The following is a 25,937-nucleotide window of genomic DNA, read 5'->3' on the forward strand; positions in this document are numbered from 1 at the left end:
GCCGGTGGGACGCGGGCGGCGGACGGTCGGTCGCAGCCGTACGACTCGGCCGGGCGCGACGGCGCGTACCGGACCTCTCGCCTGCCCGGCGGGCGGATCGGTTGCCGGGCGCGGTCGGGCCGACACACGGACGGCCCCTACGCGTAACGGACGCCCCACGGGCCCGGCAGGCGAACGATCGACGGGACGGCTCGGTCGGCACACGGGGGCCACGCGCACCGGACCCCCGCCGGCCCGGTGGGCGACCGGGTGTCGGGCGTGGGTCTATGCGTCCGGGGTGGAGGGCAGGAAGCGCAGGGCCCATTCCGCGCGGGCGGCCACGGCGGGGTCCGGGTCCTTGGTGAGCGGGAGCAGGAGCGCGCGGGCGGCGTGGGGATCCGTGAGTGCCGCGTCGACGATCTCCGTGGCCAGCCCGTCCTGGTCGTCCCCGAGGTCGTGGGCCGAGGCGCGGAGCAGCACGGGCAGCGCGTCGGCGCCGCCGAGCCGCCCGATCACTCCGCCCAGCAGTTCGCGGGCGTAGGGGTTGTGCTCGCCGATGAAGCGGTCAAGTTCCGCCTCCAGGCGCGGCAGCACCCCGCGGTCGCCTGACGCGGCGATCCCGTCGGCGGCCTCGATCGTCGTGTCGACGTCGGCGTCGGGGTCGTCCAGCAGCTCGATCAGCCGGTCGACGGCGGCCCGGGCGGTCACAGCTCGGTCACCTTGCCGTCGGCCACCTCGATGCGGCGGGTGGTGCGCACGGCGTCGAGCATGCGCCGGTCGTGGGTGACCAGCAGCAGGGTTCCCCGGTACCCGTCGAGGGCCGACTCCAGCTGTTCGATGGCCGGCAGGTCCAGGTGGTTGGTCGGCTCGTCCAGGACCAGCAGGTTCACGCCACGGCCCTGCAGCAGGGCGAGCGCGGCCCGGGTGCGTTCCCCGGGCGAGAGGGAGGTCGCCGAGCGTGTCACGTGGTGGGCCTTGAGGCCGAACTTGGCCAGCAGGGTGCGCACGTCGGCCGGCTCGGTGTCGGGCACCGCCGCGCAGAACGCGTCGAGCAGGGATTCCTGCCCGTGGAACAGCTTGCGTGCCTGGTCGACCTCCCCGACGACGACGCCCGAGCCGAGGGAGGCGTGCCCCGCGTCCAGCGGGAGGCGGCCGAGGAGGGCGGCGAGGAGGGTGGACTTGCCCGCGCCGTTGGCACCGGTGATGGCGACCCGGTCGGCCCAGTCGATCTGGAGGGAGGCCGGGCCGAAGCGGAAGCCGCCGCGTACCGCCTCGGCGTCGCGCAGGGTCGCCACCACCGCGCCGGAACGCGGGGCGGCGGCGATCTCCATCCGCAGCTCCCACTCCTTGCGAGGCTCCTCCACCGCGTCGAGCCGTTCGATCATGCGCTGTGTCTGGCGGGCCTTGGCGGCCTGCTTCTCACTCGCCTCGCTGCGGAACTTGCGGCCGATCTTGTCGTTGTCGCCGCCCGCCTTGCGACGGGCGTTCTTGACGCCCTTGTCCATCCACGAGCGCTGCATCTGGGCCCTGCCTTCGAGGGCGGCCTTCTTGTCGGCGTACTCCTCGAACTCCTCGCGGGCGTGCCGGCGGACCGTCTCCCGCTCCTCCAGGTACGCCTCGTAGCCGCCCCCGTACAGCCGGATCTCCTGCTGTGCCAGGTCGAGCTCGAGGACCTTGGTCACGGTACGGGCGAGGAACTCGCGGTCGTGGCTGATGACGACCGTCCCGGCGCGCAGCCCCTGGACGAAGCGCTCCAGCCGTTCGAGGCCGTCCAGGTCGAGGTCGTTGGTCGGCTCGTCGAGCAGGAACACGTCGTAGCGGGACAGGAGCAGCGAGGCGAGGCCCGCGCGGGCGGCCTGGCCGCCGGAGAGGGAGGTCATCGGGCGGTCGAGCCCGACGGTCAGCCCGAGGGAGCCGACGACCTCCTCGGCGCGCTCGTCGAGGTCGGCGCCGCCCAGGTCGAGCCAGCGTTCCAGTGCGGTGGCGTACGCGTCGTCGGCGCCGGGTGTGCCGTCGACGAGGCCCTGGGTGGCCTCGTCCATCGCGGCCTGGGCGGCGGCGACGCCGGTGCGGCGGGCGAGGAAGTCCCGTACCGTCTCCCCCTCGCGGCGCTCCGGCTCCTGCGGGAGGTGGCCGACGGTGGCGGCGGGGGGAGACAGGCGCAGCTCACCGTGCTCGGGGGCGTCGAGCCCGGCGAGGAGCCGCAGCAGGGTCGACTTGCCGGCGCCGTTCACGCCGACGAGGCCGATCACGTCGCCGGGTGCGACGACGAGGTCGAGGCCGGAGAAGAGGGCACGTTCGCCGTGGCCGGCGGCGAGGTCCTTGGCGACGAGGGTTGCAGTCATCAGGGGAACGATCCTAGGTCAGAGCGGTCCGGCGGGTCCGCGGGGGCGAGGACGGGCGGGCCTCAGCGGTTCGCGGGGGCCGTCGCGGGTGCGACCAGCACGCCCCCCATGGTGCGTGCCACGAGGAAGGACCGGCCCCTGGCCGTCCGCGCCTCCAGCGGGATCCGGTGGGTTCCCGGTTCCAGCAGGCCGTCGAAGAGTTCCTGGGTGCGGTTGCGGTGGAGGCGGCCTGGGCGGTACGCGACGAGCTGGACGCGGCAGGTGGAGGTGACCTCCACGGTCGCCGCGCCGTCGGTGACCGTCAGGCGCGTCAGACGTCTGCGCTCCGCGGGGCTGCGGTCCAGGGCCTGCTCGATCTGCGCGACGAGCAGGGGGATCACGGGCGCGAGCCCGTCGACGTACGCCACGTCCGCGTCGGCCCGGGCGAACGATTCCCTCACCGCGGTACGCCGCTCCTCACCGACCGCGCGGCCGAACACCACCGCACCGTACGCGCGCAGTTCGTCGGGCGGTACGGCGACGGTGTCCTCGGCGATGTCGGCGCCGACGCCGATGGTCCGCAGGGCGGCGGCGAGCTTGGCGAGGACGGCGACACGGGCGCCGATCAGCAGGACGCGGCGGCGGGCCGGGGTGCCCGGGAGGAGGCGTTCCAGCTCGGTGCGGTACTGGGCGCCGTGGAAACGGAACGGGCCTATCCCGTGGTAGCCGTTGAGGTCCAGGTCGGCGGACTCGCCGGTCTGCCAGGCGAAGTCGCGCCAGACGACGTCGTCGCCGTCCCGCTCGATCACGGCCGTGACCGCGCCGCATTCGAGGGTCTCGCACTCGGGACAGCCGTAGATGACGTACCGCCCACCGGGCAGGGGTGCCTCGGCGTCGAGCAGCAGGCGGCGCACGTGGTCGGTGAAGATGGCGGGCGGCACGTCGGAGGCGAGCGGGGAGACCGCGTCGAGGTCGGACAGCCGGTGGATGAGCGGACGGCCGTCGACGACGAAGTCGAGGAAGTCGCGGTGCAGTTGGTAGGCGCCGTCGGTGAGGACGCCGCCGGCCCGTGTCGCGGGCGCGAGGGCGAAGGACGCGTAGGCGTGGTCGTGGTCCGGGCCGCTGGGCTGGGTGCGGTCGGGGCCGCGCGGCTGGTCGCGGCCGGGGCCGCTGGGCTCGGCGCGGTCCGGGCCGCGCGGCTGGTCGCAGTCGGGGCCGCTGGGCTGGTCGCGGTCGGGGCCGCGCGCTGGGTCGTGCTCGTGCTCGGCAGGCATGTCGGGTGTATGCCCGCCGCGGGCGCCTCCGCTACCGTCCCGGCATGAGCGGTGACGTGATCGTGGTGGGTGGCGGGGTCATCGGGCTGACGACCGCCGTCACACTGGCCGAGCGGGGCCTGCGCGTACGTGTGTGGACGCGTGACGCGCCGGGCGACACCACCTCCGCGGTGGCGGGCGCGCTGTGGTGGCCGTACCGCATCGAGCCGGCGGAGCGGGTGGGCGCGTGGGCGACGGCGTCGCTGCGGGTGTACGAACGGCTCGCCGCCGGTCCGGGGGCCACGGGCGTACGGATGGTGGCGGGTGTCCACGCGGAGACGGCGCTGGGGTCGCTCGGTTCCTGGGCGGCCGAGGTGCCGGGGCTCCGGCAGCTTCCGTCCGGCGGGCTGGCGGCCCGGTTGCCGCTGGTCGACATGCCGGTCCACCTGGCGTGGCTGGCGGCCCGGCTGGAGGCGGTGGGCGGGGTCGTCGAGACGCGGGCGGTGTCGTCCCTCGCGGAGGCCGCGGCCACGGTGGTGGTCAACTGCACCGGGCTGGGGGCGCGGGACCTCGTCCCGGACCGCGCGGTGCGGCCGGTGCGCGGCCAGCTGGTGCTGGTGGAGAACCCGGGCGTGGAGGAGTGGTTCGTCGCCGCGGACGCCTCGGCGGACCGGGCGACGTACTTCTTCCCCCAGCCGGGGCGGCTGGTGCTGGGCGGTACGGCGGAGGAGGACGACTGGCGCACGCGGCCGGACGCGGGGACGGCCGCGGCGATCGTCGCGCGGTGCGCGCGGATCCGTCCCGAGATCGGCCGGGCCCGCGTGCTGGGCCACCGGGTGGGTCTGCGTCCGGTACGCACGGGCGGGGTGCGCCTCGGCCCGGCCGCCGAACGGCTCCCCGGGGGCGGCGTGCTGGTCCACAACTACGGCCACGGGGGCGCGGGGGTGACGGTCGCGTGGGGCTGTGCGGAGGAGGTGGCGCGGGTGGTGACCCGGGCGGCCTCCCCCTGAGCGGGCCCGCCGGCCCGGCTCGCCGCCGGAGCCCTTCGTCCGCGAGGTGCGGGACCCTGCCGGTCAGGTGGCGGCGGGCGGGGAGCCGGGATCGTCGCGGTCGTGCTCGGTCCGGGTATCCGTCTCCTGGGCCGGGCCGATGCGGATCTCGAAGTCGCCCGCGTACTTCTCGTGACCCGCGATCACGGCCTCCTCCACGGCCTCCTCGGCGAGTTCGCCGCGGACGATGAGCGGGTCCTGGCGGAGGTCCCGCATGAGGGACCAGCACATGCCGATCATCACCAGGACGAACGGGGCCGCGACGAGGATCGTGAGGTGCTGGAGGCCCGCGAGAGCGTCACCCTTGCCCTCTCCGACGAGCAGCATCACGGCGGCCACGCCACCGGTCACCACGCCCCAGAAGACGACGACGAACCGGGCGGGTTCGAAGGTGCCCTTCTGGGAGAGGGTGCCCATCACGATGGAGGCGGCGTCGGCCCCGGAGACGAAGAAGATGCCGACGAGGATCATGACGAGCAGGCTCATCACCCCGGCGATGGGGAACTCCTGGAGCACGCCGAAGAGCTGGGCCTCGGGCGTGGTCGCGTCGCCAAGGTCTCCCCGCTCCTGCAGGCGCATGGACGTACCGCCGAAGATGGCGAACCAGATCAGGCTCACGGTGCTCGGGACGAGGATGACCCCGCCCACGAACTGGCGGATGGTCCGCCCCCGGCTGATGCGGGCGATGAACATGCCGACGAACGGCGTCCAGGAGATCCACCACGCCCAGTAGAAGACCGTCCAGCTACTGAGCCAGTCGGCGACGTCCCCACCGCCGGTGGCCGCCTCGGTGCGGCCGGCCAACTGCCACAGCTCGTCGAAGTAGGAGGCGAGGGAGGTGGGGATCAGGTCGAGGACGAGGATGGTGGGGCCGGCGACGAAGACGAAGAGGGCGAGCACCACGGCCAGCACCATGTTGGTGTTGGAGAGCCACTGGATGCCCCGTTCCACGCCGGAGACGGCCGAGAAGACGAAGCACACCGTCAGGACGCCGATGATGCTGACCAGTAGTCCGGTCCCGGCCTCGTCCAGCCAGCCGACCTCCTGCATGCCGCTGCCGATCTGGAGCGCGCCGAGTCCCAGGGAGGTGGCGGAGCCGAAGAGCGTGGCGAAGATGGCCAGGATGTCGATGACCCGGCCGGGTGCGCCGTCGGCGTTCTTCTGGCCGATGAGCGGGACGAAGACGGCGCTGATCGTCTGCCGCCGCCGGCGCCGGAAGGTGCTGTACGCGATGGCCAGGCCGACCACCGCGTAGATCGCCCACGGGTGCAGGGTCCAGTGGAAGAGCGTGGTGGCGAGCGCCGTCTGCATGGCGTCCGCCGAGTCGGCGGGGTCGGTGCCCGGCGGCGGGGCGGTGTAGTGCGCCAGCGGCTCGCTGACGCCGTAGAACATCAGGCCGATGCCCATGCCGGCGCTGAACATCATGGCGACCCAGGAGACGGTGCTGAACTCGGGCTTCTCGTGCTCCTGGCCAAGCTGGATGCGTCCGTACCGGCTGATGGCGAGCCAGAGCGCGAAGACGACGAAGCCCGAGGCGGCCAGGACGAACGCCCAGCCCCCGTTGTGCATCAGGCCGTTCAGCAGGGTGTCGGAGACGCTCTCCAGGGTGCTGGTGGCCGTGGCTCCCCAGATCACGAAGCCCAGGGTGAGCACGGCCGTGACGCCGAACACCACGCGGTCCGTGACGGGCGGCTTGTCCTCGTGGGGATGGCGGCCCGGGAGGGCTGCCTTCACCGGTAGCCGCATGCGTTGCCCCGGTTTGCGTTGCTCCTGAGACACGGGCGGCACCTTTCGCGATCATGGCCTGATTCGGCTGCTACTACCCCCTACCACGCGATGCACACCTGTCCCGGGATCAACAGGCGTCCACCGGTTCCCCGTCCGTGAGGTGGTAGGCCGCGCGGGTGTCGAGGAGGAGGGGTACGAGGGCACGCCGGGACTGTCGCAGGGGTACGAAGGCGGCGCCGTCGCCGTCCACGCGGGCGGCCACCCCGTGCAACGCCAGTTCGTCCTTGACGTCGGCGTACCGGGCCGGGTCCAGGCGGTAGCCGCAGGGCGGGTCCTGGAGGGTTTCGGCGGGCTCCGGCGGGTCGTTGTCGGCGCCACCCAGGTGGACCGGGCCGTGGTCCCGCAGACCGGCGAGCCGGGCCGTCGTGGTGGCCGCCTCGATGGTGCCGCGCCGGCCGTCCGCGTAACGGAAGAGCCCGTCGAGGGCGGCGAGCTGGCTGTCCACGCGGCGCCGGTTGTTCAGGGCCGGGTCGTTCTTCTCCTCGTCGGTGAGGGGGTCGACGCGGGTTTCGACGAGCAGGCCGACGGAGTGCTTGATGCCCGCCGTGTTGCGCAGGATGCGCTCCTGGCCGTCGCCCGCGACCTGTTTGACGGGCTCTCCGGTGACGGGGTCGGTCCAGATGCCGTAGATGCCGCTGTCGAAGCCGGCCCGCTCGGCGGTGGGCCGGACGTACGACTCGGAGAGGGTGTGCGCCTCGTCGTGCACATGCGCGTCGGTGTTGGGATTGCGGGGCCAGAGGGAGAGCAGGTCCTTGTCGTAGTAGGGCGGGGTGGCGCCGTACTCGTGCAGGTCGTACACGACGTCGGGGCGGTGGTCGCGGATCACGGCGGCCAGGGCGCGGCCCTCGGCGGTCCTGAGGGCGATGTGGTCGCGGTTGATGTCGACGCCGTCCGCGTTGCCCCGGGTGTCGGCGGCGCGGCCGTCGGGGTTGGCGGTGGGGACGACGAGGACGGTCGTACGGGCGAGGAGGCGCAGCGTTTCGCGGTCCTTGGCGTACGCGAGGTCGCGGACGGTGGACAGGCAGGCCTCCCGGCCGGACGGTTCGTCACCGTGCTGGCTGCAGATGAGCAGCACGGTGTGGGGGCTGGGGGCGGTGGAGATCCGTACGAGGTCGAGGGGACGGCCCTGCCGGGTGGTGCCGATCCGGGTCATCGACACGCGGTCGCTCGCCCGGTCGACGGTGGTGAGGAATCGTTGCTCCTCGGGCTGACCGGTCCAGCGGGCACCGTTGGAGCTCTCGAAGCCGGTGCGGGGCGGCGGGGTGGGTGACGCCTGCGCGGGGGCGGTGATCAGTGGGAGGGCGAGCGCGGCGGCGGTGACGGTCACGGCGAAGGCGCGGACGCGGGCGGCGCGTGGGGTCATCGGGTGCTGCCTCCGGGAATCGGCGGGACGGGACGCGGGGCGGTGACGCCCGCGGACGGGTCGGTGCGCGGGGTGGTGCGCGGGGCGGCCGGGTGCGCGGTGCCGGAGGTGGCGCGGAGGAAGGCGGGGGCTCCGCCGACGAGGGGGAGCCTCGCCGAGGTGCGGGTCAGGTCGAGGGTGAGGGTGGGCCTCGTCGACGGCGGGTCGATCAGGTACTGGTCGGTGCCGCCGATGATGAGGGCGAGCCGGTGGCCGGCCGGGACGACGTGGTCGGCGGCGGCGAGGTCGAGGGTGATGGTGTGGGGCCTGCCGGGGGTGAGCGGGCGGCCCTTGTGCTCGTCGGCCCAGTTGCCGAGGTCGGCCCAGCCCCGGCTGAAGACGGTGAAGCCGACGTCGGTGGTCTTCGCCCTCGTCTCCTTGAAGCAGGCGCTGTCGCCGGTGGTGCTCGCGCCCCAGCAGGTGCGTTCGGTGAGGGTGGTGATGCCTTCCCCGGGCGCGCCGTAGTCGCGGATGGTGTCGGGCCCGAGGTCGACCAGCACGGCGGAGAGGTGGGCGCTGGTGGTGTCCGGGGTCGCGGTGACGGTGACCGTGGCGGAGCCGGAGAGCCGCAGGTCACGCGTCAGGGGGCGGGAGACGAAACCCGCTTTGGACGGGGTGGAGGTGTCGACGTGCGCCGCCCAGTCGAGTTCGTCCAGGGCCGGGTCGTCGGTGAACGTCTCCTTCGCGCCGGGCCGCGCGGGGGTGAGACCGAGGGTGCCGACGCCGGGCGCCGCTCCGGTGGCGGGGCGGAGCGTGGTGGTGGCGGTGGCGCGGGGCGGCCAGACACGGTCGGTGGACCACTGGTCGGGGGCGCGCTCGATGTCGGCCATAGGCTCGCGGTCGATGCCGTTGTCGTAGCCCAGCAGGTGGTGGTCGAACCAGCGGTGCAGGGTGCGGACCCAGTCGGCGCGGCGGAAGTCGAAGGGGTCGACGTGGCCGGTCTGCGAGAGCCAGATCTTGCGTTCCACGCCGTGCTCGGCGAGCGCGTCCCACCACTGGCCGAAGTGCTTGGCCCGTACGTTGAGGTCCTGCTGCCCGTGCACGACGAGGACGCCGGCCTTCACCTTGTGCGCGTCCTTGACGTAGTCGCGGTCCTCCCACAGCGGCGTCCGGTCGCCGGTTCGTGGGGCGCCGTCGACGAGGCGCTGCTGGACGTGGGCGCACCGGGCTCGGGCGTCGGGGCTGTTGACGTAGTGGGAGAGCCAGTCGGGGCCGGAGTCGTACAGCGGGGCACCCTTGGCGAAGTAGTAGTCGTACCAGGACGAGATGGCGCCGATCGGAACGATGGTCTTCAGGCCCTCGACGCCGGTCGCGGCGACACCGTTGGCGATGGTGCCGTCCCAGCTCTTGCCGATCATGCCGGTGTCGCCGGTGGACCAGCCGGTCGCACGGGCGCGTTCGGTGCCGGTACGGGTGGTGTAGCCGCGGCCACGGCCGTTCAGCCAGTCGACGACGGCCTTGGCGGACTGGATGTCGGAGCGGCCGCCGACGTCGTCGCAGCCGTCCGAGCGGCTGGTTCCGGCCAGGTCGACGGCGACGAAGGCGTAGCCGCGGGGCACGAAGTAGTTGTCGTAGTAGAGCGGGAACTGGACGGGGTCGCCGTTCGCGTCGTACGTCTTCTTCTGGCTCTCGTTGCCGCGCCCGCAGCAGGAGTAGTACGGGCTGGCGTCCATAATCACGGGGACCTTGCGGCCCCGCTGGGCGGCCTCGCGGGGCCGGACGATGTCGACGGCGACCCGGTCGGTCCTGCCGTCCCGGTCACCGTCGAGGCCGGTGTCGACCCAGACGGATTCCCGGACGGCGTTGTCGTACGAGTAGATCGGTCGGGATTCGCGGGCGGAGGCGCTGTTCGCGCTCGCCTGCGGCACGAGTGTGGACATCAGGGCGGCTGTGGCCGCGACCCCGAGGACTCTGCTCCGCGCACGTATCGGCATGGGAGCGGAAGGTACACGGGTCAACTCACCGAGGACAGAGGGCAGTACGGGGACGAAGTCGACGCAAGGGGATGCCGGGGACAAGGGTCGCTCATGTCGGCCACATGGCGATCCTGTGACGGGTGGGGCCATGGACATGATTGGGGTGCCAGGGCTGAATACCCTTCAGGAGATCTTCCGTCCACAAGACTTGGAGAGCTTGACGTGCACCGCAGACTGATCGTCCCGAGCGCACTCGCGGCGTCGCTGCTGCTGGCGATCCCGGCATCGGCGGCCGACTACAGTCCGGGCGCCCCGGGCATCGGCGACCCGTACTACCCGGCCAGCGGCAACGGCGGCTACGACGTGTCGCACTACGACCTGCGCCTGAAGTACCAGCCGAGGACCGACCTGCTGGAGGGCACGGCGACGATCGTCGCCACCACCACGCAGAACCTGTCGCGTTTCAACCTCGACCTCGGCCTCAAGGCCACCGAGGTCCGGGTGAACGGCAAGAAGGCGAGGTTCACCGCCACCGGCGACCACGAGCTGGAGGTGACCCCGGCCGCGCCGCTGGCGAAGAACCGGGCGATATCCGTCGTCGTACGGTACGCGGGCAAACCGTCCGAGCTGAAGATCGGCGGCTGGACCGCCTGGCACCGCACCCCCGACGGTGGCGTCGCGGCGCAGGAGCCGGACTCGGCCGTGTGGTGGTTCCCGTCCAACGACCACCCGCTGGACAAGGCCACGTTCGACGTGTCGGTCTCCGTACCGGACGGCACGCAGGCCATCAGCAACGGCGTCCTGCAGTCGCAGTCGTCGCGGCTCGGCTGGACGCGGTTCAACTGGCGCTCCAACAAGCCCCAGGCGACCTACCTCGCCACGCTCGCGGTCGGCAAGTTCGACATCACCACGGACAAGACGGACAAGGGGCTGCCCGTCCTCAACGCGTACAGCAAGGACCTCGGCGACAACGCGGGTGCCGCGCGGGCCAGCATCGAGCGCACGGCGGAGGTCGCGGAGTGGCTGGAGGAGGTCTTCGGACCGTATCCCTTCAACGCCCTCGGCGGCTACGTCCCCAATGTGACCAGCGGTTACGCCCTGGAGACGCAGACGCGGCCGTTCTACAGCCCCCGGCAGTTCGCCAATGGAGCGAACGTGTCGGTGGTCGTGCACGAGCTGGCGCACCAGTGGTACGGCGACAGCGTGTCGGTCGACGCCTGGAAGGACATCTGGATCAACGAGGGCTTCGCCCGCTACAGCCAGTGGCTGTGGTCGGAGAAGGAGGGCGAGGGCACGGCGCAGGAGCTGGCGGACTACGTGTACGCGCAGCACCCCGCCGACGACCCGTTCTGGACGGTGAAGCCGGGCGATCCGGGCCCGGACAAGCAGTTCGACCTCGCCGTGTACGACCGGGGCGCCCTGGCCCTCCAGGCGCTGCGCAACGAGATCGGTGACGAGGACTTCTTCGCCATCCTGAAAGGCTGGCCGACCGAGCACGCGTACGGCAACGCCAGGGTGGCCGACTTCGTGAAGTACGCCGAGCGCGTCTCGGGCAAGCCGCTCGCCGGACTGTTCGACACCTGGCTGTACCAGCCGTCGAAGCCGGCGGCCCCGGCGGCTGCGGAATCCCGGATCGCCCGCTCGCAGGCGGCGGCCCCGGCCGAGAAGCCGGCCCAGCCGAAGTCGTGGCAGAAGATCGCGGCGACGAACACCGTCCACGACCACGGTCACTGATCGCCTCACGCGACCGCCGCCGTCCCTCATATCCGGGGCGGCGGCGCTCCCGGCAGCACAGAGAGCGCTCTCAGAACCTTCCCCGACCGGCTACCCTGCTCCTGTACACAGGTTTCACCGCGCCGCCGAGGAGCACCCTTGTCCCCCATGCCCGAACCGGCCCCCGGCTCCCGCCCCACCCTGGAAGCCGTCGCGGCCCGCGCCGGGGTCTCGCGGGCGACGGTGTCCCGTGTCGTGAACGGCGGCGCCGGGGTGCGCCAGCCCCTGGTGGACAAGGTGCGCCGGGCGGTCGAGGAGCTGGGCTACGTCCCCAACCACGCGGCCCGCACCCTGGTGACCCGCCGCAACGGCGCGGTGGCGGTGATCATCGCGGAGCCGGAGTTCCGGGTGTTCTCGGACCCGTTCTTCGAGCAGCAGGTACGGGGCATCAGCCGCGAGCTGACCGCGCACGACTCGCAGCTGGTGCTGCTGTGGGTGGAGGGCCCCGGCGACTACGACCGGATCGGCCGCTACCTGGGCGGCGGCCATGTCGACGGCGCGCTCGCCTTCTCGGTGCACAACGACGACGAGCTGCCCTCCATCATCCGGCGGGCCCAGGTGCCGGCGGTGTTCGGCGGGCGGCCCGGCTGGCCGGGTGCGGCCAACGGCCTCACGGTGCCGTACGTGGACGCGGACAACCGGGGCGGCGCCCGGGAGGCCGTACGTCACCTTCTGGCACTGGGCCGGGAGCGCGTCGCGCACATCGCCGGCCCGTCCGACCAGACCTCCGCCCTGGACCGGATCGACGGTTACCGGGACGTCCTGCTGGACGCCGGGCCGGGGCTGATCGCGCAGGGGGACTTCACGGAGGAGAGCGGGGCCCGCGCGATGGCGGAGCTGCTGGACCAGCGGCCCGACCTGGACGCCGTGTTCGCCGCGAACGACCTGATGGCGTCCGGAGCGCTGCGCGTCCTGCGGGAGCGGGGGCTGCGGGTGCCGGAGGACGTGGCGCTGGTGGGCTTCGACGACATGACGTCCATCGCGGAGGCCACCGACCCTCCGCTGACGACCGTCCGCCAGGACATCGAGGGCATGGGCCGGCTGATGGTCCGGCTGCTGATGCGCGTACTGAACGCACAGGAGGCCGAGCCCGGAGCGGGCAGCGCTCCGGGCTCGGTCATCACCCCTACGGAACTGGTGCGACGGGCGTCGGCCTAGCCGTGGGGTTCAGCCGTACGGGATGACGAGCACGGACCGGTCGGTGCCCGTCTGGAGCCGGGCCGTGCCGTTGCCGATGGCGTGCCACACCTCCAGGCGTACCGTGCCGCCCTTGAGGTCGCCCAGTGTGCCGGTCGCCGACTTCAGCCCGCGTGCCTGGGTGTACTCCTCCCAGCCGGACACCGGGTCGGTGGCGAAGTAGTGGTACGTCTCCGTCCGCTCGAAGGTGCCGTCGCCGGTGAGGTCGTAGCTGACGCGGGCCTGCTGGCCGAGTCCGACCGTGGTGCCCGCGTCGACCGGGAGCCGGAAGGTGGTGGCGCCGCCCGGCTTCAGCGTGCCGTTGACGCCCTTCGCCTCGTACACCAGGGGCTGGTGGGGGGTGCCGTCGTGGTTCGCGCCGCCCGCCGAGGGGATGGTGTCGCTGCCGGCCGTCGCGCCCGTGGCGGTGGTGAGGGTGCCTCCGGTGCGGAGCTGGAAGGTGTCGCCTGTGCCGGGCACGGGATCGGGATCGGGGTCGGGGTCGCCGCCTCCGCTGCCCGTCCCCGTGGCCGTCGAGCGCGCCGGGACGGTGAGCTTCGCGCCGTCGGAGAAGGTCACGGTGCGGGTGGTCGAGCCGTGGTTGTGGGCCGTGTACGTCCGTACCGTGCCCTTGGTGAAGACGGCCGAGGTGGGGATGTCACCGGTGACGGTGGCGTCGGGCGCGCCGAGTGCGTCCAGGGTGGCGATCCAGTGGTAGGTGTGGGCCTTGGACTCGCCGGCTTCCGGGGTGTACGAGGCGTGGCCCGCGTCCCACTTGGCCTTGGCGGCGGCCGGGTCGGCGAGCGACTGGAACTCCCAGAGGATGTCGCGCCATTCGACGGCCGGACCGCCGTTCTCGCGTTCCATCTCGGCGATGTTGCGGCGGATGGCCGCCTTCTCGCCGCCCAGGTGCAGTGAACCGCCGGTCACCGGGAGGACGTTGATGCCGTGGATCTCTTCGGGGTTGGCCGTCCACCAGGTGGCGTAGGCGGCGCCGCTCCCCCACACCATGCCGGCGGTGTCGTGCCCGAAGGTGGACGGGAAGACCTGCTGGTCCGCGTCGAACCAGTACTGGGCGATCGCCTCCGCCTCGGTCGTCAGCAGGTAGACCCCGAGGTCCCGCAGCGCGGTGTCACCGGTGGCCGAGCCCCACAGGACCAGGCCCGCGCTCAGGTTGGTGGACTCGGAGGACGACTCCTGGTTGTTGCCGGCGGCGAAGCCCTGGTGACCGGAGGCCCAGCTGTGACCGGCGTACACGTCGAAGCCCCGGAGGAACGGGAAGGCGGTGTCGGTGCGGCTGGGGTTGGCGGCGTCCCGGACGAGGGTCTTCACCATGCCGCCCCACGCGGAGTCGGCGGCCCAGGCGGGGTCGTACTGGGCGACGATCGCGGCGGCGTAGACGTAGTACGAGTAGTGGAAGTGGTGGTCGTTGAGCTCGGTGTCGCTGCCGTAGGAGGCCGGGTAGCCGGTCAGCGTCTTCCAGGCCCGGTCGTAGGAGAACTCGTTCGCGCCGCCCGCCGTGAACCAGTCCTGGAGCCGCCCCTTGAGCAGCCCGAGCAGCTTGTCGCGGGTGGCGGTCTCGCCGGTCTGGTCGGCCAGGGGGACGAGCTGGGCGAGGCGGCCGAGCGCCTTGCCGGTCCAGTAGGAGTCGGTGGCGCCGGAGAAGGGGTCGGCGGCGTTCGCGGCCTCGTTCAGGTGGCCGCGCAGCCGGGCGGCGTCGACGCCGGACGACTTCGGCAGCCCGGGCAGCACCGCGGCGGCCTTCTGGCTCGTGGTGAAGGTGGTGGCGGCGCGGACCTTCATGGTGCCGCGTGGTGAGACGTAGGTGTACGGGGTCAGCGCGTCGGTGGTGTGAAGCCACTGGTGCCGGTAGAGGGCCTGGAGGGTGCCGGTCTGGGTGCCCTCCTGGGGCTGGGTGGTGAGGGTGTAGGTGGCCCTGACCGTACCTCCGCCGTAACTCCAGGCGACCTTGGAGCCGGTGACGAAGCTGTAGGCGTACGTCCGGTAGGTGGCCAGCGCGTCCGGCGAGGGCAGGACGGCCACCGAGAAGTAGTCCTTGCCGCCGAGGCCGGCCGTCAGTGTGGAGCCGGAGACGTTCCAGTCGGTGCCGGTGGGGGCGAACAGCGCGTAATGGTGGCCGGCGACGGTGATACCGAGGACGTTGCCCTGGTCGGCGAAGACGGTGGGGGCGGTGGCGGTGGTGATCCGGGCGTCGCCGCCGGTGCCCTTGGCGTATACGAACGGGGAGCCGTGGCCGATGGTGGTGCGGAGGGTGCGGGCCCCGTCGGACCAGTAGGGGGTGACGGTCCAGTCGGACCAGGCGTCGGCCTTGGTGTCGGGCGAGTTCAGGCCGGTGAGACCGAGAGTGAGGTCGCGCTTGTGGGCGTACTCGTACTGTCTGCCGTCGCCGACGATCGCCGGGGTGGTCGGGTAGCCGATGTCGAGGCCGGCGGCGGTCGCCTGGTAGGTGAGCGGGTGGCCGTACATGGGCGTCGACCAGGGGTTGTCGCCGTAGCGCTGGAAGGCGAGCGAGGACCACCAGTCGTTGGTGGGCACCGGCTTCCCCTGGGCGGCGGGGGTGAGTTTGGGGGTGACGGGGGTGCCGGTGTTGGTGGTGGGTCCCGAGGTTCCGGGCGGCCGGGTGTCGGAGTAGCTGCCCGCTCCGACCGGGACCGTGGCGGCCGCGGCGGGGGTGGCGGTGGTCGTGGTGAGGCCGGCGGCGGCGAGGGCGGTGGCCAGGAGCAGCGCGGCCGGTCGAGTGCGGGCGGACGGGCGTGGGCGGGGGTCGGGTCGGGTGCGGGGGGATGGCATGTCGGCACCTCGGATGGGGATGGCGGGAGAGCGGCGCGAGAGCGCTCTCAGGTGCCCAGGAACGTAAAACTCCTGAAACATGGCTGTCAATACAGGTGACCACTAAGGAAGTTGACGTCACCGGCCACCCGTTATGTGTTCGAGTCTTGACGGGGGGACGGTACGGGGGGCACGCTCCTGAGCATCTTCTTGAGAGCGCTCTCAGCATCGTGGGCCGCTCTGCACCACTGCCACCGCCGAAGCCAAGGAGGCTTCCCATGCCCATCGCCCGAGCCGCCACCGCCAGGAGGGCCGCCGTCCGATTCGGTGCGCTCGCGCTCACCGGGGTATTGCTCGCCGCCTGCGGATCCGGCGCCTCGGACGAGGCGTCCGACGGCACGGTCACGCTCACCGTGGACCTCTTCGGCTCCTTCGGCTACAAGGAAGCCGGGCTCTACGCCGAATACGAGAAGCTGCATCCCGGCATCAAGATCAAGCAGACGGACACGGAGGACGAGCAGGACTACTGGAAGTCCCTCCAGACCCGGCTCGCCGGCGGTGGCGGACTCGCCGACGTCCAGGCGATCGAGGTCGGCCGTATCGCTTCGGTCACCCAGGCGCAGGCGGACAAGTTCGAGGACCTGACGAAGTACGGCGCGGACAAGCTGAAGGGGGAGTTCGCCGAAGCCAAGTGGTCGGCGGCGACGACCAAGGACGGCCGGGTGCTGGGGCTCGGCACGGACGTCGGGCCCGAGGCCATGTGTTACCGGACGGACCTCTTCAAGCAGGCCGGACTGCCCACCGACCGCGCCGTGCTGGCGCAGAAGTGGGCCACCTGGGATGGCTACCTGGACCTCGGCAAGCAGTACAAGGCCAAGGCCCCGGCCAAGAGCGCCTGGCTGGACAGCGTGGGCAGCCTGTTCACGATCATGATCGGCCAGGAGAAGGAGCGGTACTACGACGCCTCGGGCACGCTGATCTACGAGTCGAACCCGGCCGTCAAGACCGCCTGGGACACCGCCACCCAGGCTGCCGAGGACGGCCTGAGCGCCAAGCTGGACCAGTGGTCCCCGCAGTGGAACCAGGCCTTCGCCGCCGGGTCGTTCGCCACGATCCCCTGCCCCGCCTGGATGCTCGGGTACATCAAGGGCCAGGCCGGTGAGGCGGGCAAGGGCAAGTGGGACATCGCCAAGCTGCCCGGCGGCGCCGGGAACTGGGGCGGCTCCTACCTGAGCGTCCCCCGGGCGGCCAAGCACAAGAAGGAGGCGTACGAGCTGATCCAGTGGCTCACCGCTCCCGAGCAGCAGGCCAGGCTCTTCGAGAAGCAGGGCAACTTCCCCTCCTCCACGGGCGCCATCGCCAAGGTCGCCGGTGCCAAGGACCCGTACTTCTCCGGCGCCCCGATCGGCAAGATCTTCGGCGACGCCGCCAAGGCGGCCCCGGTACAGGTCCTGGGCGTCCACGACAAGAACGTCGCCGACCAGATCACGAACGCGCTGAGCGAGGTCGAGCGGAAGGGGACGTCACCGGACAAGGCCTGGTCGAACGCGAAGAAGGGCGTCGAGAACGCCACGGGATGACCGAGGCGCCCCGCTCTCCCCTCGTCCCGTCCACGCCCCCGTACCGAACACCATGAAGGGCCGCACCGTGACCCTCACCGCTCCGGCAGGAACGGCGCCCGCCCGGCGGCGGCGCCCGTCGGCGGCGCGCCGCGCATGGCGGACCGTCTCGCCGTACGCGTACCTCGCCCCGTTCTTCACGCTCTTCGCCGCCTTCGGCCTCTTCCCGCTGCTCTACACGGCGTTCGTGTCGCTGTACCGCGTCGAGCTGCAGACCCCCGGCGACATGGAATGGCGCGGGCTCGGCAACTACGCCGCGCTCTTCACCGACGAGTTCTTCTGGATCTCGCTGCGCAACACCTTCACCATCGGGGTCATCTCCACGGTCCCGCAGCTCGTGATGGCCCTGGGCCTGGCCCACCTGCTCAACTACAAGCTGCGGGGGCGGACGTTCTTCCGTACGGCCATGCTGCTCCCGTACGCCACCTCCGTGGCCGCCGCGACGCTGGTCTTCGCCCAGCTCTTCGGCCGCGACTTCGGGCTCGTCAACTACGCGCTGGGACTGGTCGGCATCGACCCCGTCGACTGGCAGACCAACACGGTCGCTTCCCAGATCGCCGTGTCGACCATCGTCATCTGGCGCTGGACCGGCTACAACGCGCTGATCTACCTCGCGGGCATGCAGTCGATCCCGAGTGAGCTGTACGAGGCGGCGGAGATGGACGGGGCGTCGCGCTGGCGGCAGTTCTTCCACGTCACCCTGCCGGGCCTGCGTCCGACGATCGTCTTCACCACGGTCGTGTCGACGATCGGCGCGACCCAGCTCTTCGGTGAGCCGCTGCTGTTCGAGGGCTCGGTCTCGGGTGGCATCTCGCACCAGTACCAGACGCTCGGGCTCTACATGTACGAGCAGGGCTGGGGTTTCTTCCACCTGGGCCGTGCCGCCGCGATCGCGTGGGTGATGTTCCTGTTGATCCTGGTGCTCGTCGGGGTGAACGCCCTGATCGTGCGCCGCCGTTCCCTCAAGGAGGCCGGCCGATGACCGCGCGCCGCGCCGGGCGCACCCTGCACGGCGGCAGGGTCGCGTACGCGATCCTCGTCGTCGCCGTGCTGGTGTCGGCCTTCCCGTTCTACTGGACGATCGTCGCCGCCAGCCGCTCCAACGCCGACCTGGCGAAGGTGCCCCCGTCCCTCCTCCCCGGCCCGAACCTGATGCGCAACTTCGAGGCCGTGATGGAGGAGGCGGACATCGGCACGGCCCTCCTCAACTCCCTGATCGTCTCGGGCTCCATCACGGTCGGCACGGTGCTGTGCTGCACCCTTGCCGGGTTCGCCTTCGCCAAGCTGCGTTTCCGCGGCCGGGGCGCGCTGCTCGCGATCACGGTGGGCACGATGATGATCCCGCCGCAGCTCGGCGTGATCCCCCTGTTCATGCTGATCGCGGAGCTGGAGTGGGTGAACCAGCTCCAGTCGGTGATCCTGCCCGGCCTGGTGTCGGCCTTCGGGGTCTTCTTCATGCGGCAGTTCCTGGTGCAGGCGCTGCCGGACGAGCTGATCGAGGCCGCGCGGGTGGACGGCGCCTCCTCCGCGCGGATCTTCTGGTCGATCGTGGTGCCGATCGCCCGGCCCGGTATGGCGGTGCTGGGTCTGCTGACCTTCATGGCCGCCTGGAACGACTTCTTCTGGCCGATCGTCGCGCTGTCCTCGCAGAATCCGACCGTGCAGGTCGCGCTGCGCCAGCTGGGCGGCGGTTACGTCCACGACCAGTCCGTGATCATGGCGGGCACGCTGCTGGGCACGCTCCCGGTCCTCCTCGTCTTCGGGCTGCTGGGCCGGCAGATCGTGGGCGGCATCATGCAGGGCGCCGTCAAGGGCTGACGCTCCCGCTCCCCCTTTCCTCCATTCTTCGTTGGGAGTCTCATGACCGAGCTCACCTTCCCGGCCGGTTTCCGCTGGGGCACGGCCACGGCCGCCTACCAGATCGAGGGCGCCGCCGACGAGGACGGCCGGACGCCGTCCATCTGGGACACCTTCAGCCGTACGCCGGGCAAGGTCCGCAACGGCGACACCGGTGACATCGCGGCCGACCACTACCACCGGATGTCCGAGGACGTCGCCCTGATGAAGGACCTGGGCGTGACGGACTACCGGTTCTCCGTCGCCTGGCCGCGTGTGCAGCCGACCGGACGGGGACCCGCGGTGCAGAAGGGCCTGGACTTCTACCGGCGGCTCACGGACGAGCTGCTGAGCGCGGACATCCGGCCGGTCGTCACGCTCTACCACTGGGACCTGCCGCAGGAGCTGGAGGACGCGGGCGGCTGGCCGCACCGGGAGACGGCCGAGCGGTTCGCCGAGTACGCCGGGCTCGTGGCGGGCGCCCTGGGTGACCGCGTCACGACCTGGACGACGCTGAACGAGCCGTGGTGCGCGGCGTTCCTCGGGTACGCCTCGGGCGTGCACGCCCCGGGCCGTACCGATGCCGCCGCGTCGTTGCGCGCCGCCCACCACCTGAACCTCGCGCACGGGCGCGCCGTCCAGGTGCTGCGCACGGCCCTCCCCCGGTCCGCGGAGGTCTCGCTGACGCTCAACCTCCATGCGGTGCGCGCGCTCTCGGATTCCGCCGAGCACCGTGAGGCCGCCCGGCGGGTCGACGCGCTGGGCAACCGGATCTTCCTGGAGCCCGTGTTCCACGGGCGTCTCCCGGCGGACCTGGTGGAGGACACGGCCGCGCTGACGGACTGGGCGTTCGTGCGGGAGGGGGACCTGGAGGTGATCGCCACGCCGATCGACTCGCTGGGCATCAACTACTACTCCCCCACGGTCGTCGCGGCGGGTACGTCCGAGGCGCCGTCCCCGTGGCCGGGCACCGAGCGGCATGTGCGTTTCGTACCGGCGCCGGGTCCGCGCACGGCGATGGACTGGCCGGTGGACGCGGAGGGTCTGTACGAGCTGCTGACCCGGCTGCGGGACGAGCTGCCGGAGGTGCCGCTGATGGTGACGGAGAACGGCGCCGCGTACGACGACTACGCCGACCCGTCGGGCGAGGTCCACGATCCGGAGCGGGTCGCCTACCTGGAGGGCCACCTCGCGGCCGTGCACCGGGCGCTCGCGGACGGGGTGGACGTACGCGGGTACTTCCTGTGGTCCCTGCTGGACAACTTCGAGTGGGCGTACGGCTACGGCAAGCGGTTCGGCATCGTGCACGTGGACTTCGCGTCGCAGCGCCGGACGCCGAAGGACAGCGCGCGCTGGTACGCGGACGTCATCGCGCGGGGCGGGTTGCGCGGCTGAGCCGCCCCTGCCGTGCCCGGTGCTCCCGGCGCGCCTCCCGCGCGAGCGGGAGGTAGCGCAGCCGCTCGGGGAGTACGGGGACGACGGCCCGTACGACCCGGCCGAAGCGGCGCAGCTTCCGCTCCTGCGCGTCCGACCACTCGAGGCCGATCGCCTCGCGCGCGTCCGGCGGCAGCAGGCCGATGGTGACGAAACGGCGGAAGCGGGCGAGCGGTGGGAGGAGCACCGGCCACAGGGCCCGCAGGAGGAGCCGCAGCGGCAGCGGCCCTCGGTCGGGCGGGGGCACCGGGCTGTCGGTGGCGACGAGTTCGCGTACGACGGCGGTGGCCTCGATCTCGTCGGCGAGGACCTTGCGGTAGTAGGGCCAGAACTCCTCGATCGTCCGGGGCATGTCGCGGTCGCGCAGGCCGAGGATGCGGCCGACACGCAGCCACTCGGCGTACAACTGGCGCTCCTGCGCCTCGGTCATCGGCCGGACGAGGTAGCGGTAGGCGTGGTGGAAGACGGGGAATCCGGTGGCGTGGACCCAGGCGTAGTTCGCGGGGGTGAGGGCGTGGTAGCGGCGCCCTCGGGTGTCGGTGCCCTGGATCGTGGCGTGGAGTCGGCGCAGGCGGCGCCCTTCCTCGGCGGCTGCCTCGCCCCCGTACACCCAGAGCTGGAGCGAGCGCAGGGAGCGCTCGCCGCGGCCCCATGGGTCGGTGCGGAAGACGGAGTGCTCGTCGACGCCGGCGCCGACGGCGGGGTGGGCGACCTGGAGGGTGAGGGCGGCGGGCAGCATCAGCAGGCCCCGGATGTCGCCCGCGAGGGTCCAGAGCACTCCGCCGGGCGGGGGTGGTGCGGGATCGTTCGTGGCGGAGGACGTGCTCATGGTCCCAGTATCCGCCGTCGATAAGTTGGTGTGGTGGACGGGGGTCCGCAAGATTCCCTGCACGCGATGGCTACCGGAAAGTAACCGTGGCTGATTTGATGTGCCGCGCGATGTCCAACCCCCCACTTCTTCCTGGAGTTTCCGTGCCGCGACCCCGAAAGCGCGCCGCGCTGTCCGCTGCCCTCTCCACCGCCCTGTCCACCGTGCTCGCCGCCGCCGCGGTGACCGCGACGGCCCCGTCCGCCTCGGCTTCGTCCGCGGCGGCTTCGTCCGCGGCGGCCGGGACGCCGGCGCTCAAGGTGCTGTCGTACAACGCGTTCCTCTTCAGCAAGACGCTCTACCCGAACTGGGGGCAGGACCACCGGGCGAAGGAGATACCGGCGGCGCCCTTCTTCCGCGGTCAGGACGTGGTGGTGCTCCAGGAGGCGTTCGACAACTCCTCCTCCGACGCGCTCATGCGCGACGCCGCCGCCCAGTACCCGTACCAGACGCCGGTGATGGGCCGGGGGAAGACCGGGTGGGACGCCACGAGCGGCGCGTACTCGGCCACGACGCCTGAGGACGGCGGTGTGACGGTCCTCAGCAAGTGGCCGATCGTCCGCAAGGAGCAGTACGTCTACAAGGACGCGTGCGGTGCCGACTGGTACTCCAACAAGGGCTTCGTCTACGCCGTGCTGGACGTCAACGGCGCACGTGTCCATGTCGTCGGCACCCATGCCCAGTCGACGGACCCGGGCTGTGACAGCGGCGAGGCGGCGCAGATGCGCAGCCGCCAGTTCAAGGCGATGGACGCCTTCCTCGACGCCAAGAACATCCCGGCGTCCGAGCAGGTGCTGGTGGCGGGCGACTTCAATGTGGACTCGCACACCGGTGAGTACGCCACGATGCTGGCCGACGCGGGGCTCGCGGGGGCGGACGCGCGCACCGGGCACCCGTACTCCTTCGACACCGAGCTGAACTCGATCGCCTCCGAGCGCTACCCCGACGACCCGCGTGAGGACCTCGACTACGTCCTGCACCGCGCCGGTCACGCCAGGCCGGCCGGCTGGACCAACGAGGTGATCAAGGAGCAGAGCGCGCCCTGGACGGTCTCGAGCTGGGGCAAGCAGTACACCTACACCAACCTGTCGGACCACTACCCGGTCATCGCGTCCGCGAGGTAGTCGCAAGGCTTTCGCAGCTGGTCACAGGCCGCTTTTCGACGGTGGCTGCAGGGCGGTCCGGCTGTCATGGTGGTGTCCATGACGGGTCGTGGACACCACCATCACCACCACCACCATCACCACCACGGTGAGCGGATCGACGCCGCTCTGGAGGGGTCGGCGGCGGGGCTGCGGACGCTGTGGTTCTCGTTCGCGGTGCTCGCCGCGACGACCGTCGTGCAGGCGGTGATCGCCGCGCTGTCGGGCTCGGTCGCCCTGCTCGGCGACACGGTGCACAACGCCACGGACGCCCTGACGGCGCTGCCGCTGGCACTCGCGTTCCTGCTGGGCCGGCGGGCCGCCACACGCCGCTACACCTACGGCTTCGGCCGGGCCGAGGACCTGGCGGGGGTGTTCGTGGTGCTGGTGATCGCCGCGTCGGCCGCTTTCGCGGGGTACGAAGCGGTACGGCGGCTGCTGGACCCGCAGCAGGTCGGCCATCTGCCGGCCGTCGCGGCGGCGGGCCTGGTGGGCTTCGTCGGCAACGAGTGGGTGGCCAGGGCCCGTATCCGTACGGGCCGGGCGATCGGCTCGGCCGCGCTGGTCGCCGACGGACTGCACGCGCGCACCGACGGCTTCACCTCACTGGCGGTCCTGCTGGGCGCGGGCGGCGCGGCCCTGGGATGGCGGTGGGCGGATCCGGTGGTGGGCCTGGCCATCACGGGCGCCATCCTGCTGGTGCTGCGGGGCGCGGCACGCGAGGTGTGGCACCGGCTGATGGACGCCGTAGACCCGGTGCTGGTGGAGCGGGCGGAGCACGTGCTGTCGCACGTCGAGCGGGTCCGAGAGGTGGGACCGGTGCGCATGCGGTGGCTGGGCCACGCCCTGCGGGCGGAGACGTCCGTGGTGGTGGACCCGTCGCTGACGGTCGTCCAGGCGCACGCGGTGGCGGTCGCGGCGGAGCACGCCCTGCTCCACGAGGTGCCCCGGCTGGCGGCCGTCACCGTCCACATCGACCACGCCCACCCGGCGGGCGCCGACCCCCACGCGGCGCTGGCGCACCACTTCACGGCGGCGGCAGGTCAGGGCTCGTAGACGCAGGGGGCCGTGGTGGACAGCCGGGGGGTCGTGGTGGACAGCCGGGGGGTCGTGGTGGACAGCCGGCTGAACCCGAGGCGCCGTAGGACGGGGCGGCTCCGCTCCGAGGCGTCGGCCTGGAGGTAGCGGCGGCCGCGCTCGGCCGCGATGCGGGCGTGGTGGGCGACCAGGGTGCGGTAGACGCCCCGGCCGCGCCACTCCCGTACCGTGCCACCACCCCACAGGCCGGCGAACGCGCCGCCGGGCGGCAGCTCCAGGCGTGCGGAACTCACCTGCCGGTCGCCGGCCATGGCGACGACGGCGGCCACGGTGTCCGGGTGCGCGGTCAACTGGTCGAGCAGGCGGCGCCGGAGGTGCGCGCCGTCCGTGTCGAAGACCCGCTGGTGAACCTCCGCCACCAGTGCCACACCGGCCTCGTCCGTGACCGCCCGGATCTCCCCCTCGGGCACCCGGCTGCCGATGCCGTGCAGAACCGCGACCTCGGCGACCATGAGGGCCTCTTCGGGCCCGGCCACGAAGCCGGTCGCCCGGAGCCGCGCGCCGAGGTCGGCCGGACAGTCGTGCGCGTAGAGCTTCGACTCGAAGGCGCGGCCGAGCGAGGTGAAGTGGCGTACCTGCCGGGCGATCTCCTCCTCGGCCCGTGTCTCGTCGAGGGCCGACCACAGCACCCCGTTCCACCCGTGGGCCGGGCCGGTCTGCTGTACGACGTCCCCGACCCGATCGACCGTGGAGCCCGGGCCGTCGGGCCATGCCTCGCGCCGCATCTCTGGCGCGCTGGAGGACAGTCTCGCCCAGCACGCTCGGGTCGCGGCGGCCTACCGGATGCGGCCACCGGTACCGTGCGCTCTGCCTTCGAACTGATCCGGAAAGCCGCCACGAGCGCTGCGGCAGCCTGCGCGCACGGCCAAAGGCGCACCCGATGAGGCCGATGACGCGATCACGCGGAAGGACGACCGGCCGATTTTCGGATACGACCACCTCAGCATCGCCGCCATCAGCCAGCGCCTGCCGATGCTCTCCCAGGCTGAGCTGAACGCGCTCGACAGCTACGAGCGCGCACACGCCGGCAGCCGGCCGGAAATCCTGAACGCCATCGAGCAGCTGCGCGGCAGCGAACCGTGGCCCGGGTACGACGCCACACTCCCCGCCAGGATCATCGCCCGGCTGCAGACCGCCGCCCCGCCGAAGCGCGGCAGGTGCCGGACTACGAACGGCGCCACCGCCGGCGCAGCACAGTCGTCGCCATCGCCAAGGCACGCAGCATCGCATGACCCGGGGGGCGAGCCGAGCACGGCACCCCCCCCGGGAATGATCACGGAGAAACACCGCTTCCCTGACTCCTCAGGCACATCCGTCATCGGTGGGGGTCAGGGCTGACCCGCTGCGATCGTCGCCTCAAGACCGTCGTGCTCCTGGCCCTCGTCATCGGCCTTCTCGCCCCCCGACGGCGGCCAGACGCCGAAGGGCCCCCGCTCGCGCGGGCCGGACGCAGCCGGCAGCGATGCGCCCTTGAGCCGGTAATGGTCGGGGATCACGGCCTGGTCCTCTTGGGCCTTGCCCCCGAATCCTGGACACGGGCTTACGCGGCTGCGGCCAGGTTCGTTGATGTCGTTTCGAGTGCCGTCTCGTAGGTCGATGGGGCTGCGGTGTCCAAGGCTCGAGTGGCGGCGTCGGGTGTTGTAGCGGTGCAGCCGGTCTCGAATGTCCAAGATCAACGGGCAAGACCGAAGCCACATTTGTCCCGTTTCGTGGCCGTAGGCGTGGTTACTCGGGGGGCGTCCCGGCACAAGAGCACACGAGCGCGCGGTATGGCCCTGGCACATCGGGCCAGCTGAAGAACGCGGTGACGGTGTCCGGTGACTTCCACGGGCAGTCCGGCGGTCGAAGCGCCGTGTGGTTGTGCGTGTTGCGAAGGAGGAGGAAGCGATGAGTGCTGAGTCCGCGAGTGGCGGTGCTGGGCGTGCCCAGCAGGCCGGGCAGGCAGCGAAGGAGCAGGCGTCGGCCACGACCGGTCAGGCTAAGCAAGCGGCCGGTGAGATGGCGGGCACGGCTGTGGAGCAGGCCAAGGCGGTGGCGGGGGAGGCGCGGCAGCAGGCCGGCACGGCGGTGAGCGACCTCCGGGGGCGAGTGACGCAGGAGGCGGAGAACCAGACCCAGCGTGTGGCAGGCACAGTACGGCAGTGGGCCGACGATCTGGCCGACCTGGCACAGAGCGCGTCCGAGGATTCTCCGGCCCGCAGCCTGGTCTCTCAGGCGGCCGACGGCGGTCACCGCGCGGCGGACTACCTCGACGAGCATGGTCTGGGGGGCATGGCTGAGGACCTGAAGGGGTTCGCGCGGCGGCGGCCGGGAGTGTTCCTGGGAGGGGCGGCGCTGGCCGGACTTGCCGTCGGCAGACTGGCCAAGGCCAGCGGCAAGGTGGGCCAGTCCTCGCAGGAGTCGCCGCAGGCCCCGGTGCGGGATGAACGAGCGCCGGGTATGCCCGCGGGGACGGTGCGGCCGGCGTTGCCGGGTTATCCGGAGGCGTGA

The 25,937-nt window shown here is 72.0% G+C and carries 20 protein-coding genes; 10 read left to right on the top strand and 10 right to left on the bottom strand.

Going from position 1 to position 25,937, the window contains the following annotated elements; genetic code table 11:
* Positions 1–264: 264 nt before the first annotated feature.
* The 3 genes from ACZ6C1_RS06555 to ACZ6C1_RS06565 form a co-directional block, all read right to left on the bottom strand.
* A complete protein-coding gene (locus ACZ6C1_RS06555; RefSeq protein ID WP_469238309.1) occupies positions 265–687 on the bottom strand; it encodes a HEAT repeat domain-containing protein in 423 nt (140 codons plus the stop codon).
* Entirely contained in the window at positions 684–2,324 is a 1,641-nt protein-coding gene (locus tag ACZ6C1_RS06560; protein ID WP_469238311.1) for an ABC-F family ATP-binding cassette domain-containing protein, read from the bottom strand. Before ACZ6C1_RS06560 ends, ACZ6C1_RS06555 begins: the two co-directional genes overlap by 4 nt.
* A 62-nt stretch (positions 2,325–2,386) precedes the next feature.
* A complete protein-coding gene (locus ACZ6C1_RS06565; protein WP_469238313.1) occupies positions 2,387–3,577 on the bottom strand; it encodes an oxidoreductase in 1,191 nt (396 codons plus the stop codon).
* A gap of 44 nt (positions 3,578–3,621) precedes the next feature.
* Between ACZ6C1_RS06565 and ACZ6C1_RS06570 the strand changes: the two genes are divergently transcribed.
* Entirely contained in the window at positions 3,622–4,566 is a 945-nt protein-coding gene (locus ACZ6C1_RS06570; protein WP_469238314.1) for an FAD-dependent oxidoreductase, read from the top strand.
* A gap of 63 nt (positions 4,567–4,629) precedes the next feature.
* On the opposite strand, the gene ACZ6C1_RS06575 is transcribed toward ACZ6C1_RS06570, so the two are convergent.
* The 3 genes from ACZ6C1_RS06575 to ACZ6C1_RS06585 all read right to left on the bottom strand — a co-directional run bounded on the left by ACZ6C1_RS06575 (position 4,630) and on the right by ACZ6C1_RS06585 (position 9,729).
* Positions 4,630–6,351 (bottom strand): BCCT family transporter, encoded by a 1,722-nt coding sequence (locus ACZ6C1_RS06575; RefSeq protein ID WP_469239056.1) that lies wholly within the window; start codon positions 6,349–6,351, stop codon positions 4,630–4,632.
* A 109-nt stretch (positions 6,352–6,460) separates the two neighbouring features.
* The gene (locus tag ACZ6C1_RS06580) at positions 6,461–7,756 is read right to left on the bottom strand and encodes a M14 family metallopeptidase (RefSeq protein WP_469238316.1); all 1,296 of its coding nucleotides are present in this window, start codon (positions 7,754–7,756) and stop codon (positions 6,461–6,463) included.
* On the bottom strand, positions 7,753–9,729 hold the full coding sequence (locus ACZ6C1_RS06585; protein WP_469238318.1) for a Xaa-Pro dipeptidyl-peptidase: 1,977 nt from the start codon (positions 9,727–9,729) through the stop codon (positions 7,753–7,755). The genes ACZ6C1_RS06580 and ACZ6C1_RS06585 overlap by 4 nt, the downstream gene beginning before the upstream one ends.
* A 204-nt stretch (positions 9,730–9,933) precedes the next feature.
* Between ACZ6C1_RS06585 and ACZ6C1_RS06590 the strand changes: the two genes are divergently transcribed.
* Together ACZ6C1_RS06590 and ACZ6C1_RS06595 are read left to right on the top strand one after the other, a co-directional pair.
* Complete coding sequence (locus ACZ6C1_RS06590) at positions 9,934–11,445, top strand: M1 family metallopeptidase (protein WP_469238320.1); 1,512 nt, start codon at positions 9,934–9,936, stop codon at positions 11,443–11,445.
* Positions 11,446–11,592: 147 nt separating this feature from the next.
* Complete coding sequence (locus tag ACZ6C1_RS06595) at positions 11,593–12,642, top strand: LacI family DNA-binding transcriptional regulator (protein WP_469238322.1); 1,050 nt, start codon at positions 11,593–11,595, stop codon at positions 12,640–12,642.
* Positions 12,643–12,651: 9 nt separating this feature from the next.
* Here the strand turns inward: ACZ6C1_RS06595 and ACZ6C1_RS06600 are convergent, their stop codons facing one another.
* Entirely contained in the window at positions 12,652–15,471 is a 2,820-nt protein-coding gene (locus tag ACZ6C1_RS06600) for a glycosyl hydrolase (RefSeq protein ID WP_469238324.1), read from the bottom strand.
* Positions 15,472–15,728: 257 nt separating this feature from the next.
* Here ACZ6C1_RS06600 and ACZ6C1_RS06605 point away from each other — a divergent pair, with 257 nt between their 5' ends.
* Genes ACZ6C1_RS06605 through ACZ6C1_RS06620 form a run of 4 tightly spaced genes read left to right on the top strand, consistent with a single transcriptional unit; the run spans position 15,729 to position 20,300 of the window.
* Positions 15,729–17,030 carry an ABC transporter substrate-binding protein gene (locus ACZ6C1_RS06605; protein WP_469238326.1) on the top strand — a complete coding sequence of 434 codons (1,302 nt, stop codon included), beginning with the start codon at positions 15,729–15,731 and terminating at the stop codon, positions 17,028–17,030.
* A 52-nt stretch (positions 17,031–17,082) separates the two neighbouring features.
* Positions 17,083–18,051, top strand: a complete 969-nt coding sequence (locus tag ACZ6C1_RS06610) for a carbohydrate ABC transporter permease (protein WP_469238328.1) — start codon at positions 17,083–17,085, stop codon at positions 18,049–18,051.
* Positions 18,048–18,887, top strand: coding sequence for a carbohydrate ABC transporter permease (locus ACZ6C1_RS06615; RefSeq protein ID WP_469238330.1), 840 nt, complete (start codon positions 18,048–18,050; stop codon positions 18,885–18,887). The genes ACZ6C1_RS06610 and ACZ6C1_RS06615 overlap by 4 nt, the downstream gene beginning before the upstream one ends.
* Before the next feature lie 42 nt (positions 18,888–18,929).
* A complete protein-coding gene (locus ACZ6C1_RS06620) occupies positions 18,930–20,300 on the top strand; it encodes a GH1 family beta-glucosidase (RefSeq protein ID WP_469238332.1) in 1,371 nt (456 codons plus the stop codon).
* On the opposite strand, the gene ACZ6C1_RS06625 is transcribed toward ACZ6C1_RS06620, so the two are convergent.
* Positions 20,272–21,168, bottom strand: a complete 897-nt coding sequence (locus tag ACZ6C1_RS06625; protein WP_469238334.1) for an oxygenase MpaB family protein — start codon at positions 21,166–21,168, stop codon at positions 20,272–20,274. The two genes, ACZ6C1_RS06620 and ACZ6C1_RS06625, sit on opposite strands and share 29 nt — an antisense overlap.
* Positions 21,169–21,266: 98 nt before the next feature.
* On the opposite strand from ACZ6C1_RS06625, the gene sph reads away from it, so the two are divergent.
* Positions 21,267–22,331 carry a sphingomyelin phosphodiesterase gene (sph, locus tag ACZ6C1_RS06630; RefSeq protein WP_469239059.1) on the top strand — a complete coding sequence of 355 codons (1,065 nt, stop codon included), beginning with the start codon at positions 21,267–21,269 and terminating at the stop codon, positions 22,329–22,331.
* Positions 22,332–22,409: 78 nt separating this feature from the next.
* A complete protein-coding gene (locus ACZ6C1_RS06635; protein WP_469238336.1) occupies positions 22,410–23,405 on the top strand; it encodes a cation diffusion facilitator family transporter in 996 nt (331 codons plus the stop codon).
* On the opposite strand, the gene ACZ6C1_RS06640 is transcribed toward ACZ6C1_RS06635, so the two are convergent.
* Entirely contained in the window at positions 23,393–24,172 is a 780-nt protein-coding gene (locus tag ACZ6C1_RS06640) for a GNAT family N-acetyltransferase (protein ID WP_469238338.1), read from the bottom strand. The two genes, ACZ6C1_RS06635 and ACZ6C1_RS06640, sit on opposite strands and share 13 nt — an antisense overlap.
* A gap of 603 nt (positions 24,173–24,775) precedes the next feature.
* A complete protein-coding gene (locus ACZ6C1_RS06645) occupies positions 24,776–24,943 on the bottom strand; it encodes a hypothetical protein (protein ID WP_469238340.1) in 168 nt (55 codons plus the stop codon).
* 391 nt (positions 24,944–25,334) lie between these two features.
* On the opposite strand from ACZ6C1_RS06645, the gene ACZ6C1_RS06650 reads away from it, so the two are divergent.
* Positions 25,335–25,937 carry a hypothetical protein gene (locus ACZ6C1_RS06650; RefSeq protein WP_469238341.1) on the top strand — a complete coding sequence of 201 codons (603 nt, stop codon included), beginning with the start codon at positions 25,335–25,337 and terminating at the stop codon, positions 25,935–25,937.

The sequence above is a fragment of the Streptomyces sp. NPDC041796 genome (assembly GCF_055590785.1).